Source organism: Lysobacter antibioticus, assembly GCF_000731095.1.
Lineage (GTDB): Bacteria > Pseudomonadota > Gammaproteobacteria > Xanthomonadales > Xanthomonadaceae > Lysobacter > Lysobacter antibioticus_B.
Map to the genome: position 1 here is coordinate 30,081 of NZ_JMTZ01000068.1, position 13,871 is coordinate 43,951.

General features: G+C 68.0%; 10 protein-coding genes. 1 reads left to right on the forward strand and 9 read right to left on the reverse strand.

The genetic code is table 11. The annotated features are described in order from the left end of the window. Positions 1-201: 201 nt before the first annotated feature. The 7 genes from EX88_RS0117865 to EX88_RS0117895 all read right to left on the reverse strand — a co-directional run bounded on the left by EX88_RS0117865 (position 202) and on the right by EX88_RS0117895 (position 8,267). The gene (locus EX88_RS0117865) at positions 202-1,722 is read right to left on the reverse strand and encodes a hypothetical protein (RefSeq protein WP_031373356.1); all 1,521 of its coding nucleotides are present in this window, start codon (positions 1,720-1,722) and stop codon (positions 202-204) included. Further along, complete coding sequence (locus EX88_RS27175; RefSeq protein ID WP_031373357.1) at positions 1,719-2,486, reverse strand: J domain-containing protein; 768 nt, start codon at positions 2,484-2,486, stop codon at positions 1,719-1,721. Before EX88_RS27175 ends, EX88_RS0117865 begins: the two co-directional genes overlap by 4 nt. A gap of 2 nt (positions 2,487-2,488) precedes the next feature. Then, positions 2,489-4,174, reverse strand: a complete 1,686-nt coding sequence (locus EX88_RS0117875) for a molecular chaperone HscC (protein ID WP_031373358.1) — start codon at positions 4,172-4,174, stop codon at positions 2,489-2,491. Between the two features lie 24 nt (positions 4,175-4,198). Beyond that, on the reverse strand, positions 4,199-5,809 hold the full coding sequence (locus tag EX88_RS0117880) for a carboxyl transferase domain-containing protein (protein ID WP_031373359.1): 1,611 nt from the start codon (positions 5,807-5,809) through the stop codon (positions 4,199-4,201). 190 nt (positions 5,810-5,999) lie between these two features. After that, positions 6,000-6,395, reverse strand: a complete 396-nt coding sequence (locus EX88_RS0117885) for a hypothetical protein (RefSeq protein WP_031373360.1) — start codon at positions 6,393-6,395, stop codon at positions 6,000-6,002. 195 nt (positions 6,396-6,590) lie between these two features. Then, the gene (locus EX88_RS26590; RefSeq protein WP_031373361.1) at positions 6,591-6,968 is read right to left on the reverse strand and encodes a hypothetical protein; all 378 of its coding nucleotides are present in this window, start codon (positions 6,966-6,968) and stop codon (positions 6,591-6,593) included. 123 nt (positions 6,969-7,091) lie between these two features. Next, a complete protein-coding gene (locus tag EX88_RS0117895; protein ID WP_031373362.1) occupies positions 7,092-8,267 on the reverse strand; it encodes a thiolase family protein in 1,176 nt (391 codons plus the stop codon). 465 nt (positions 8,268-8,732) lie between these two features. Here EX88_RS0117895 and EX88_RS0117900 point away from each other — a divergent pair, with 465 nt between their 5' ends. Then, positions 8,733-11,540, forward strand: a complete 2,808-nt coding sequence (locus tag EX88_RS0117900; RefSeq protein ID WP_031373363.1) for an autotransporter serine protease — start codon at positions 8,733-8,735, stop codon at positions 11,538-11,540. Between the two features lie 375 nt (positions 11,541-11,915). On the opposite strand, the gene EX88_RS0117905 is transcribed toward EX88_RS0117900, so the two are convergent. Then, entirely contained in the window at positions 11,916-13,073 is a 1,158-nt protein-coding gene (locus EX88_RS0117905) for an isovaleryl-CoA dehydrogenase (protein ID WP_031373364.1), read from the reverse strand. A 1-nt stretch (position 13,074) separates the two neighbouring features. Further along, positions 13,075-13,824 (reverse strand): carbonic anhydrase, encoded by a 750-nt coding sequence (locus EX88_RS0117910; protein ID WP_031373365.1) that lies wholly within the window; start codon positions 13,822-13,824, stop codon positions 13,075-13,077. Between the last annotated feature and the right edge of the window lie 47 nt (positions 13,825-13,871).

The window sequence follows — 13,871 nt, forward strand, 5'->3', positions numbered from 1 at the left end:
ACGCTGATACGACGCACCCACTGTGATGAATCTCACCAATCGGAGTTGCAGGAAACCGCGACTCGGATTCAGTTTTCGCAAGCGTTCGCGCAAATGCGAAACGACTCGGAAGCGCGCGCATTCAGCGAAACGGGGCGGTATCCCCGATGGCAAAAATAGTTCAGAAATCTTTCAGGCCGATGAACAGGCCAGCGGTGGCGCTCAAGCCGACAATACGCCCCACACGATCAGCAGCAGCGCGGCGACCGCCAGCAAAGGGCGCAGCCAGCTCGCTTGCTCGCGCGCCGTCCGCAGGTCGGTGCGATGCAGGCTCGCGTAGTGCAGGTCCTGCAGGATCGGCGTCGCTACGCCGGCGAGCAGGTACAACGGCAGCCATGCGTCCGGCGGCCTGCGCAGTTGTTCGGCCGGCGTGCCGAACAGGATCGCGAAACAGTCCGGCAGGCATACCGCGACGACGAGCCCGGCGAACACGGCCCAGACCGTGCGATAGATGCGGCCGACGCCGCGCGCGATCATCCAGATCGCGGCCATGCCGACGAGGCACAAAGCGGTCAGGTCGGTCGTGAGCGGCGCCAGGAACATGGCGACGATGCCGAGCGCAGTGACCGACATCAAGGGACGGTCGCGATAGGACAGCACACCGGGATCGCCGTCCTTGGGCAACAGCGGCAGCAACATGCGCAGGCAGGCGAGCAGCAACCAGGCCGCGCCGCCGATGAACCAGACTCTCGGCAGATCCCCGAGCAGGGAATTGCGCGGGCCGAAGGCGGCGAAGAAGCCGAGCAGCAACAGCGGATACAGCACGATGCGCGCCGCCGCGAGCAGCGCGCGCCGTACATCGATGCGTTGACGGTCGGTCGCCCGAACCCAGAAGTCGATGCTGTCCGGGTCGAGCCGCGCCGCCGCCAGTTGCGGGTCGATCTGTTGCAGGCTCGACCACAGGCTCATCAAGCGCGTCGGCAACATCGCGACCAGCGCGATCAATACCCGGCGCCAAGGTACGAAGGGGCCGAGCAGTTCGCGCATCAACATGCGATCCACCGGCCGGACCCGCGGCGACTGCATCAGCGCGACGGTCTGCTCGAACTCGTCGGCGGCCTCGGCGCGGCGCCGCGCTTGGTGCACTCGTTCCTGCAGCCAGTCGTCCTGTGGGCCGACGCTGTCGAGGGCGAAGAAGACGGCGATCGTCCGCACCGATTCGGACGACAGCGGCGGGTCGGTCACGGCCAGCGCATGCGCCACCGGCGCGCGCAGGGCGTGTTTGAGGTCGAGCGAATACAGCGGCTCGAGTTCCGATAGCCAGCGCTCCAATGCGGCCGGACTTTGGCTGCTCGCGCGTTCCAGCAACTCGTCGAGGAAGGCGCGGCCGTCGAAGGCCTCGTGTTCGCGGGCGCCGTCGTCGTCGGGCGACGACGGCGGGCGCTCTTCCAGGGATGAACTTGGCGCGTAGGTTTCCGCGTCGGCCGGGTGGGCTTGCAACGCATCGGCCTGGCCGCTCTCGTCGTGTTCGTGTTCCGGCTCGAACCCGGAGTCGTCTTCGTCCTCGCCGACGCAGCGCCGATGCTCGGCATAGGCCAGGCAGTGCTGGTAGGCATCGTGCAAGTCCTGGAACCCGACCGGGTCCTCGTCCGGACGGGTGCGGCGCAGCTCGCGCGCATAGGCGCGCTTGATCTCGCGCTCGTCGGCGGTGGCGGCGAGGCCGAGGCGCTCGAACGGATTCATGCGCTATTCGCCGCCTTGATCACGCGCGCGATCGCTGCGAGCAGCATCAACAGGAAGAACAACACGCTTGGCGACAGAGCGAGCGGGTGCCGGCCGCGCTTGCCGGGACGAGGGTCGGGGTCGAACTGCAACCCGCGAAAATCCGCGCCGCGCGCCTGCGAATAAGCGCGCAGGTCGGCGACCGCGGGCTGCAGCGAGGCGGTACGCGGATGCACGGTGTCGAGATCGAAGAACGCCAGCACGATGTCGAGCTGGGCGATGTACAGCGAGGGTTCGTCTTGCAGGCGCGCGATCAGGAGCGGAGCGAGCGCCTGTTTGCGTTCGACCGAATACAGGTCCGGGTGCTCGCGCAGCCAGCGCTGGAGTTCCTGCGAAGTGTTCTCGCGCGCGATCCGCAGCAGGCGGTCGAGGAAGGCACCGCTGTCGAAGGTCGCGCTGTCGAAGGGCGTACGGTCGAAGGCCCTGCCGGTAACGGTCGTGCCATCGAAGACGGGCATCGCCGTCGCGGCATCGTCGGCACGCACGCGCAGCGAGGGCAGGGCGTCGTCGCCGAGCAGTTCGTCGAGATCCTCGAACACCGCGGTCGCCGCCTCGGCCCGCGGCCGGCGTGCCCACTCCAGGCACTGCGCATAGGCCTCGTGCAAACGTTGGAACGCGACCGGATCTTCGTCCGGCCGGGTCTTGCGCAGTTCGCGCGCGTACGCGCGCTTGACCTGGCTTTCGTCCGCGTCGTGGCTCAAACCCAGGCGGGCGAACGGCGTCATGCTCAGGACTGGGCTTCGACCGCGTCGAGGTAGCGCGCGAACTCGGCCCGGTGATGGGCGATGAGCTCGGGATCCTGCATGTCGAGCGCACCGCGGAACTGCACCAGCGCATCCTGCAATTGTTCGCGCGCCCACAGCAGTTCTTCGTACAGGCGTTCGGCGCGCGCGATCAGGGCGATGTTCTCCTGTTGCTCGCGCGGGTGCACCTTGATCGCCGCCAACGCCGCCAGGCGCTCGCGGATCTCGTCCTGGCTGAGCACGCCGGGGTTCTTTTCCAGCACCACTTCGCGCTTGAGCCCGGTCGACAGGGCCACCGCCTCGACCTGCAACAGGCCGTTGATGTCGTAGGTGAAGCGCACGTCGATCGGGTTCTCGTCGCGGCGCTTGGGCGGCAGCTCGATCGAGACCATGCCGAGGCGGACGTTGTGCTCGACCCGCGGGCTCTCGCCCTGGTAGATCTCGATCTCGACTGCGCGTTGCTCGTCGTAGGTCGGGAAATAGCGCTCCACCCGGCTCACCGGCACGGTGCTGTTGCGGTGGATGATCGGCGAGAAGATGCCGGTGGTGTAGCGGCCGTGGGTTTCGCGGCTGGTGCTGACGCCGAGCGTATGCGGGCACACGTCGGTGAGGATGATTTCCTCGAGCGATTCGTCGCGCGCCTTCATGCCGGCGGCGACACAGGCACCCAGGCCGATGGCTTCGTCCGGGTTGACGTGGCGCAGCGGCAAGCGGCCGAACATGCGCGAGACCAGGCGCGCGCTCAGCGGCATGCGCGAGGCGCCGCCGACCAGGACGATCTCGTCGAGCTGGCCGGGGCTGAGCTTGGCGTCGCGCATCGCCCGTTCCAGCGGCGCGCGCAGGCGCTGCACCAAGGGCTCGCAGATCCGCGCGAAGGCGGCCTCGTCGACGCGCCAGGCGCGCGGCTGGCCGGCCAGGCTCAGTTCGAATGCGACTTCGCTGCCGCGGGCCAGCTCGTGCTTGAGCGCTTCGATGCGGCGTTCGAGGATCGCCAGCTCGGTCAGCGCCAACTGGCTCGCGGCCAGGCCGTGTTCGCTGAGGAAGGCGTCGAGCAGGGCCTGGGAGAAGTCTTCGCCGCCGAGGAAGTTGTCGCCGGCGCTGGCATGCACTTCCATGATCCCGTCGAACAGCTCCAGGATCGAGACGTCGAAGGTGCCGCCGCCGAGGTCGAACACCAGATAACGACCGCCGCCGTCGCGCTGCTGCAGGCCGTAGGCCAGGGCCGCCGCGGTGGGTTCGTTGATCAGGCGTTCGACCTTGATCCCGGCCAGTTCGCCGGCGATGCGCGTGGCCTTGCGCTGGCTGTCGGAAAAATAGGCCGGGACGCTGATCACCGCCTCTTCCACGCGATGGCCGAGGTCGGCCTCGGCATCGGCGATCAGCGACTTCAGGATCAGCGCCGACAATTCTTCTGGGCGGAAGCGGTGCTTGCCGAGCGCGGTGACGCGGTCGGTGCCCATCCAGCGCTTGAATGCGGCGACGCTGCGCTGCGGGTGCGAGACCAGGCGTTCGCGCGCGGCGCGGCCGACGATGACCTCGTTGTGGTCGCCGACGCTGACCACCGAGGGGGTCAGCAGCGAGCCCAATGCGTTCGCGATCAGACGGGGGCCGTCGGGCCCGTAGACGCCGATCAGCGAATGGGTGGTGCCGAGGTCGATGCCGACGATCATGCCTAGCAGTCCTTTGCAGCGGGATTACATGCGGAACACGCCGAAGCGGGTGCGGTCCTCGATCGGCGCGTTGAGGCTGGCCGACAGCGCCAGTCCCAGCACCCGGCGGGTGTCGGCGGGATCGATGATGCCGTCGTCCCACAGCCGCGCGCTGGCGTAGTAGGGGTTGCCCTGGCTTTCGTACTGGTCGCGGATCGGCGCCTTGAAGGCTTCCTCTTCGTCCGGCGTCCACACCTTGCCGGCGGCTTCGATGCCGTCGCGGCGCACGGTCGCCAACACCGAGGCGGCCTGTTCGCCGCCCATCACGCTGATGCGCGCGTTCGGCCACATCCACAGGAATCTTGCCCCATAAGCCCTGCCGCACATGGCGTAGTTGCCGGCGCCGAAGCTGCCGCCGATGACCACGGTGAACTTGGGCACGTGCGAGCACGCCACCGCGGTGACCATCTTCGCGCCGTCTTTGGCGATGCCGGCGTTTTCGTACTTCTTGCCGACCATGAAGCCGGTGATGTTCTGCAGGAACACCAGCGGGATGCCGCGTTGGTTGCACAGCTCGATGAAATGCGCGCCCTTGAGCGCGCTTTCGGCGAACAGGATGCCGTTGTTGGCGACGATGCCGACCGGATAGCCGTGGACGTGGGCGAAACCGGTGATCAGGGTCTTGGCGTAGCGCGCCTTGAATTCCTGCAGCTCGCTGCCGTCGACGATGCGGGCGATGACCTCGCGGATGTCGAACGGGCGGCGGGTGTCCTTGGGGACGATGCCGTACAGCTCCTGGGCGGCGTACAGCGGCTCGCGCGAGGCTTGCACGGTCACCGGCAGGGTCTTGCGGCGGTTGAGGTTGCCGACGATCTCGCGGGCGATCTGCAGCGCGTGGCGGTCGTCCTCGGCGAAATGATCGGCCACGCCCGACACCGTGGTGTGGACTTCGGCGCCGCCGAGCGCTTCGGCATCGACCACTTCGCCGGTCGCCGCCTTCACCAGCGGCGGGCCGCCGAGGAAGATCGTGCCCTGTTCCTTGACGATGATGCTTTCGTCGCACATCGCCGGCACGTAGGCGCCGCCAGCGGTGCAACTGCCCATGACCACGGCGATCTGCGGGATGTTCTCGGCGCTCAGGCGGGCCTGGTTGTAGAAAATGCGGCCGAAATGCTCGCGGTCGGGGAAGACCTCGTCCTGCAGCGGCAGGAACGCGCCGCCCGAGTCGACCAGGTAGATGCAGGGCAGGCGGTTCTCGCGGGCGATCTCCTGCGCGCGCAGGTGCTTCTTCACCGTCATCGGGAAGTAAGTGCCGCCCTTGACCGTGGCGTCGTTGGCGACGATCACCACCTCCAGCCCCTGCACGCGGCCGATGCCGGCGACCATGCCCGCGGCGGGCGCGGCGTCGTCGTACATGCCTTCGGCGGCGAGCGGGGCGATTTCCAGGAACGGCGAGCCCGGATCGAGCAGGGCGGCGATGCGGTCGCGTGCGAGCAGCTTGCCGCGCTCGGTGTGCTTGGCCCGGGCCTTGTCGCCGCCGCCGTGAGCCGCGCGCGCCAGGCGCGCATCGAGCTCTTCGACCAGCGCCTGGTGGTAGGCGACGTTGTCCCGGAAATCCTGCGAGCGCGGGTCGAGCTGGGAAGTGATCGCGGGCATTGCACGGCGGCCTGGTTCTTGGACGCGGCATGAAAACACAAAGCGTCGTTCGCGGCCAATCACTTTGGGCGATGCGGTGCAGTACTGCGCAATGCGGCAAGCGCCGCGCGCCGGCGTTTCGCGCAGCCTTCGGCGCAAAAAGAAAGGCCCGCTTGCGCGGGCCTCTCGAAGCAGCGTCAGCGCAAGCGGATTAGTGCTTGGCAGCTTCTTCCTTGGCCTTGTCGGCTGCGGCGTCGGCCTTGTCGGAGATCTTGGCAGCGGCGTCGGCGGTGGCGTCGGCAGCCTTGGCGGTCGCGTCGGCGGCGCCAGCAGCGGCGTCGGCAGCGGCATCGGCGGTCGCGGCAGCGGCGTTGTCGACAGCGGCGCCGGCAGCGGCGGCAGCGTCGGTGGTGGCAGCGGCGGCGGCGTCGGCGCCTTCGGCGACGGCGGTGCCGGCGGCGTCAGCAGCCTGGGCGGCGGCGTCGCCGGCCTGGCTGGCGGCGGCCGAGGCTTCGGCGGCTTCGTTCTTGGCTTCTTCGGACTTCGGGGCGCAAGCCGACAGGGCCAGGACGGAAGCGGCGAGGAGGACGTACAGGTGGGTCTTCATGAGTGTCTATCCTGAGGAGTTGTCTGAGAGAAAAAACGTGGAACGGTGATGTCAGGCAACGCCAGTGCGCGCAGCGGTCCGGCAAGCCGGCTCAGATCGTTCACTGACCTTACGGAAAAAGCCGCCGGAAACCGGCGGCTTTCCCGTTCGGCACGATGACTCGTGCCGGAACTAAGCAGTATCGCTTGCGCGATATTACTTCTTGGCTTCTTCCTTGGCAGCTTCTGCCGGAGCAGCAGCGTCCTTGGCAGCGTCAGCAGCGGCGCCGGCAGCGTCGGCAGCGCTCTTGGCGGCGTCGGCAGCGGCGTCGGCAGCGGCCGGGGTCGCAGCGTTGGCAGCGGCGTCGGCCGAGGTAGCAGCAGCGTCGGCAGCCGAAGCGGCGGCGTCAGCGCTGGCAGCAGCGGCGTCGGCGGTGGCAGCGTCGCCAGCAGCGGCGGCGGTGTCAGCAGCGGCCTGAGCTTCGGTCGAAGCGGCAGCGGCGTCGGCGGAAGCTTCTTCGGCCTGCTTCTGGTTCGAGCAAGCGGCCAGGGCCAGGCCCAGAGCCAGGGCGATCAGCGCCTTGTTGAAATTCATGATTCGGATTCCTCGTCGATTAGTTAGGCAACGCGCAGTTGCGCGCCGATAACATGATGACAAGCCGGTGACGTGTGTCAAGCGGGCTTGCCGGTTTTTTTTGTGCAACGCGTTTTTAACTATTTAGAGCAACTCTATCGCAATTGCGGTCGCTTCGCCGCCGCCGATGCACAGCGAAGCGACGCCGCGCTTGCCGCCACGCAGGCGCAAGGCGTTGATCAGCGTGACCACCAGGCGGGCGCCGCTGGCGCCGATCGGGTGTCCCAGGGCGACCGCGCCGCCATGGACGTTGATCTTGTCGTGGGGGATGCCGAGGTCCTTCATCGGCGCCATCGCGACGCAGGAAAAGGCCTCGTTGACCTCGAACAGGTCGACGTCGGCGACCGTCCAGCCGGCCTTTTCGAGCACGTTTGAAATCGCTTTCACCGGTGCCGTGGTGAACCACTCCGGCGCCTGGGCATGGCCGGCGTGGGCGACGATCCGGGCCAGCGGCTTGAGGCCGCGCGCGGCAGCGTCGTCGGCCGACATCAGCAGCGCGGCGGCGGCGCCGTCGGAGATCTTCGAGGAGGACGCGGCGGTCAGCACGCCGTCCTTGCCGAAGGCCGGGCGCAGGCCGGGAATCTTGCTGACGTCGATCTTGGCCGGCTCTTCGTCGCTGTCGACGACGACATCGCCCTTGCGGCCCTTGACGGTCACCGCGACGATCTCGTCCTTGAAGTGGCCGGTGCTCTGCGCAGCCTGCGCGCGCTTCACGCTTTCCTCGGAATACGCGTCGATTGCGGCGCGATCCAGGCCGTATTTCTCGCAGGCGGCGTCGCCGAACACGCCCATGGCCTTGCCGTCGTACGGGTTGGTCAGACCGTCCCAGGCCATGTGATCAAGCATCTCGGTGCTGCCGTAGCGGATGCCGGTGCGCGAGTTGTTGAGCAGGTGCGGGGCATTGGTCATCGACTCCATGCCGCCGGCGATCACGACCTTGGCCGAGCCGGCCTTGATCAGGTCGTGGGCGAGCATGATCGCCTTCATGCCCGAGCCGCAGACCTTGTTGATCGTGGTGCAGCCGGCCGAGGTCGGCAGGCCGGCGTTGAGCGCCGCCTGGCGTGCCGGCGCCTGGCCGAGGCCGGCCGGGAGCACGCAGCCCATGATGACTTCGTCGACCTGGTCGGCGGCGACGCCGGCCTGCTCGAGCGCACCGGTGATCGCGGCGCTGCCCAGGGTCGGGGTCGGGACGCCGGTGAACTGGCCGAGGAAAGAACCGATGGCGGTGCGCTTGGCACCGACGATGACGACATCGCTCATGGCGGAACTCCAAAAACTGTGGCGTAGACGGAGACCGGCGCTTGGGCCGGAACCGCCGGATTATGCGGCGCCATGCTGCACCGCGGCAAATACCGGGGTCTCGGATAACGAAAAACAAACAATTGACCATCTCCTGGTCGCGACGAAGCCGGCAGGCAGCTGAACGCTAATGGGCCGAATCCGGCGGTTTCGGCCGCTCGGGCTGGCCGGGCGACTGCGGATCGGGCGCAGCGGGCTGGGCGAATACATCCGCAGCGGTGAGGCGGCGCAGGCGCGGACAGGTACCGACGCGGGTCGGCGTAGGCCCCGATAGTGCGCGTCATGGCGCGCATCGTTTGGCGAAATCTGCGCGAAAAACCAGCGGTTTCGATTGTCGTTGCGCGCGGCTTGGATTAAAACGAAGGCGACGCGCGGTCGTGTCGCAGGGGTGCGAACGGCGGGCCGTCCCCGACGGGGAGCTGAGCCATGAAACGATTCGGACCGGCAGCGCGATGCTGTTCGCGGCTGGCGCTGTGTGCGCTGAGCCTGGCCATCCTGAGCGCCTGCGGTGGCGGCGGAGGCGGCGGCGACGCGGTTCGCCCGACACCGCCGCCGGCGAACCCGCCGCCGACCACGCCGCCGCCGCCGAGTCCGTCCCAGCCGGCGGTCGACGCCCACCTGGCATTGACCAACACGCGTGCCGCGCATGCGCTCGGTCTGAGCGGGCAGGGCGTGCGCATCGGCGTGGTCGACAGCGGCGTGCGCCGCACTCATCCGGCCCTGGCCGGGCGGGTCGGCCCGCATCTGATCTACACCGATCCGCGCACCAACAACCACGCCATCGACGACGTCCTCGGCCACGGCACCTATGTCGCCCAGATCGCCGCCGGCACCGCGGTGGGCAACTGGCCCGGCGGCATCGCCCCGGGCGCGAGCATCGTCTCCGCGCGCATCCTTTCCGACGTGCGCCCGAACGACGACGGCTCCGGCCAGGGCAACGAAGCGCGCGACGCCGGCGGGCTCGACATCGTCTCGCGCGATCTCATGAACGCCGGCGTGCGCATCATGAACAACTCCTGGGGCGGCCTGTACTGGACCGGCGACAACGTCACCGTCAGTTTCATCAACGCCTACAAGCCCTTCATCGACAACGGCGGCCTGGTCGTGTTCGCGACCGGCAACGAGGCCAAGCCGCAGCCTTCCGACAACGCCTCGCTGCCGAGCCAGGGCGCCGGCGCGAACGTGCTCGAACGCGGCTGGATCGCCGCGGCCGCGCTCGACAGCAACACCCCGACCCAACTGGCGAGCTACTCCAACGCCTGCGGCATCGCCATGAACTACTGCCTGGTCGCACCGGGCAACGTCATCGCGACCGGCGTCAACGATGCGGTCGGCAGCCCGACCTACTGGGTCGTCCAGGGCACCTCGTTCGCCGCGCCGCAGGTGTCTGGCGCCGCGGCGCTGGTCTGGCAGGCATTCCCGTACTTCAACAACGACCTGGTGCGGCAGACCCTGCTCGGCAACGCCAAAGACCTGGGCGCGCCCGGCGTCGACCCGGTGTTCGGCCAGGGCCTGCTCGATGTCGGCGCCTCCGTGCGCGGCCCGCGCCGGCTCGACTGGGGCGATGTGCGGGTGTCGTTCGACGGTACTTCGACCTGGTCCAACCCGCTCAGCGGCAACGGCGGCCTGATCAAGGAAGGCAGCGGCACGCTGCGCCTGGACAGCACCACCGCGCATAGCTACACCGGCACCACCGACGTCGCTGGCGGCGTGTTGCGGCTCGCCGACAACGCCTCGACGGTGTCGCCGACGACGGTGCGCTCGGGCGCCAGCTTGATCGGCGGCAACGGCGCGCGCATCGGCAACCGCCTCGACAACCAGGGGGCGGTGCGGGTGGAAGGCGCCAGCTTGCGCGTCGACAGCTACCAGCAATCCGCGGCCGGGCAGTTGCAGTTCTTCATCGGCTCCAAGCTCGAAGTGACCGGCAGCGCGAGCCTGGCCGGCAACGCCCACGTGCTCGGGCAGTTGCCGGGCTATACCCGTTCCAGCCGCGAAGTCTTCGTCAACGCCGGCAGCATCAGCGGCGCGTTCGCCTCGTTGACGACCGCCTCCAACGTGTTCCTGGTGGCGGTGCCGGGCTATAGCAGCACCCAGGCCTGGCTCGACATCGTCTCGCTCAACATCACCGCCGCCGCGCAATCGATGGGCGTGCAGGGCGCCGCGGCCGCGGCCGCCGAACGCGTCGACGGCGCCTTCGACGAACTCGACCGCAACACGGTCGTCAGCGGCGGCCCCGGCGCGCAGGGCGCCTTCAGCGCCGCGGCCGGCGCCTTGCAGCAGTCGGCCACGCCGGAAATCGCCAAGCGCTCGCTGGCCAGCTTGTCCGGCGAGCTGCACAGCGCCGACGCCGCCTTCGCGATGATGGCGATCGAAGGCAACCGCCGCGCGCTGGAATCGCGCCTGGATGCGCAGTATCTGCATCCGAGCGACGGCGCCTGGGCCGACCGCATCGACGCCCAGCGCGCGACCGCCGGCCGCTTCGACCTCGACGCGACCGGCTGGATCGTCGGCCACGACCGCCGCCAAGGGGAGCTGCGTTACGGCGCCGCGCTCAGCGAAACCGATGGCTACGCACGCCACGAACTGCGTCGCGACCGCGAGCGCAACCGCCAGATCGAGGGCCAGTTCTACGCGGCCTGGAGCCGCGGCGGCCATTATCTGCTGGGCCGCGCCGCGCTCGGGCGCATGGATCGTCATCTCGAACGCGAAGTCATGCTCGGTGCCGCCGACTTCGGCGTCGGTACGAGTTACGCCAATCGCTATTTGCAGCTCGACGCGCAACTTGGGCACCGCTTCGAGAGTGCGAACGGCATGATCACGCCGTATGTGGGCGTGCAATCGGTGCGCCTGGACCGCAGCGGCTTCGACGAACCCGGCGCCGCCGGCTTCGGCCTCAGCGCCGGCGGCTCGACCTTGAGCGCAACGCAGGCGCTGGTGGGCGCGCGGATGCAGCGCGAATGGCGGATCGGTTCGGCCCTGCTGACCCTGGACGGCCGCACCGAATGGCAGCGCACTTTGGCGCAGTCGGGCGATTTCATCGACGCCCGTTTCACCGCCCTGGACGTGTGGTCGCCGATCGCCAGCGAGCCTTTGGCCCGCGACGTCGGCGTGTTCGGCCTGGGCCTGAGCACCCGCTTCGGCCGCGGCAGCGTGCTGCGTTTCGACTTCGATCAACGCCGGGAGCGGGGCGAGGATTATTTGCGCGCGTTCGCGACGTGGTCGGTGCCGTTCTGAGGGAAGGGGGGCTGAGCGGGTTCCCCAAAGCCCCTTTTTGTCGAAGAGAGGGGCTCCTGGTGCGGCGTGATGGATTCCTGGCGCTGCGCGGGGCGGGCAAAGCAAATCTCCCCCAGCCCCTCTTTTTCAAAGAGGGGAGTTGATCGGTGTGATCTGGACGAGGCGTAACTGCGCTGCCGCGCAGGACAACCCGCGCAGCGCTACGAACCATCACATCGCAGCAGAAAAGCTCCCCTCTTTGAAAAAGAGGGGTTGGGGGAGATTTGCTCTTGCTCTTCACGCTCAATCGATAGCGATGCGCCCCCAACACCGCCCCCAAACAAAAACGCCGTCGCAACCGCGACGGCGTTTTGCTTTACCCAAACACCCCGAGATTCAGCTCTTGCCGTCGAACAGCTCGCGGCCGATCAGCATGCGGCGGATCTCGTTGGTGCCGGCGCCGATCGCGTACAGCTTGGCGTCGCGCAGGATGCGGCCGGTCGGGTACTCGTTGATGTAGCCGTTGCCGCCCAGGGTCTGGATCGCTTCCAGCGCCACCTGCACCGCGGCGTCGGAGGCGTGCAGCAGGCACGAGGCCGCATCGACGCGGCTCTTGTAGCCGGCGTCGAAGTCGCGTCCGACCTGATAAGCGAAGGCGCGGCTCGACTGCAGCGCGGTGTACATGTCGGCGATCTTGCCCTGCATCAGGCCGAAGGTGCCGATCGCCACGTCGAACTGCTTGCGCTCGCGCACGTAGGGCAGGGCGATGTCGAGCGCGGCCTGCATCAGGCCCAGCGGGCCGCCGGTCAGGACCAGGCGCTCGGTGTTGAGGCCGCTCATCAGCACCTTGACGCCGTGGTGCACTTCGCCGAGCACGTTCTCGGCCGGGATCTCGCAGTCTTCGAACACCAGCTCGCAGGTGTTGGAGCCGCGCATGCCGAGCTTGTCGAGCTTCTGCGCGGTGCTGAAACCCTTCATGCCCTTCTCGACGATGAAGGCGGTCATGCACTTGCTCCCGGCGTCCTTGCCCGCGGTGCGCATGTACACCACCAGCACGTCGGCCTCCGGGCCGTTGGTGATCCACATCTTGTTGCCGTTGGCGACCCACACGTCGCCCTTGCGCTCGGCGCGGCAGCTCATCGAGCCGACCACGTCGGAACCCGCGCCCGGCTCGCTCATCGCCAGCGCGCCCTTCCACTCGCCGCTGCACAGCTTCGGCAGGTACTTCGCGCGCTGCGCCTCGTTGCCGTTGGCATAGAGGTTGGACACGCACAGGTTGGAGTGCGCGCCGTAGGACAGGCCGACCGAACCGGAGGCGCGGGAGACTTCCTCCATCGCCACCAGATGCGCCAGATAGCCCATCTCGCTGCCGCCGTATTCGCCCGGCACGGTCATGCCCAGCAGGCCCATCTCGCCTAGTTTCGGCCACAGGTCCTGCGGGAACGCGTTGTCATGATCGATCTGCTCCGCGCGCGGTGCGATCTCGGCTTCGGCGAAACGGCGCACGGCATCGCGCAGTGCATCGATCTCTTCACCCAGGGGAAAACTGCGCATATCAGCCCTCGTAACGAATCAGCGGCCGCCCGTTGAGCGGTTGGATGTTGCGGTTGTTGCGGCGGTAATGGGACAGGAACGCCTGGATCTGCGCTTTAGACATCGTCACCGGCGCGGGCAGCACGTACCACTCCACATTTTCCGACAACGGCGGGGTCGTTAGCGAGCCCAGGTAGTGATAGTAGGCATGCGATTTCGGTAACAGCGCCTCGATATCGATCTCGCGCTGCGCCGGTGCGGCTTCGCGCTTGCCCGGCTTGAGGTCGTCGATCACCTGCTGGGCGACCGGATTGGCGGCGCCTTCGGCATACATCACGCCGACCACGGCCAGGCGTCCGTCCTGGGCCTTGAACACGAAGTGGCCTTCGAGCGGGAAGTGTTTGCCGTCGAGGGTGTGCTCGCTCTGGGCGTGGAAGTGGAACTGGCTCAGGGTGAAATGACGGCCGCGGATGGTCGCCTCGGTCAGGTGAGTGTCCACCTGAACTGCGTGGCCGTTGTCCTCGACCGAGTCGATCGCGCTGCGCGTATGGGTGAATTCCAGGCTCCGCGGCTCGTTGTCGGCGGCCGGGATCGCCGAAGCGGTGACGATGTCGATCGGCGACTGCGCCTTGTCGCGCGCGGCCTGCCATTGTTCCTGGCGCTCGTAGTCCAGGGTTTCGCCATGAGCCTGGGCCGGTGGCGCCGCTTCGCCCGCCTGGGCGGCGACGGCGACGGCCATGATCACGGCGGTTGCGATGAAATGTTTGCGCATGGCGAGCATCCCGTTCATTGCACGGATTGTGGTGGAAGCCGCGTTAG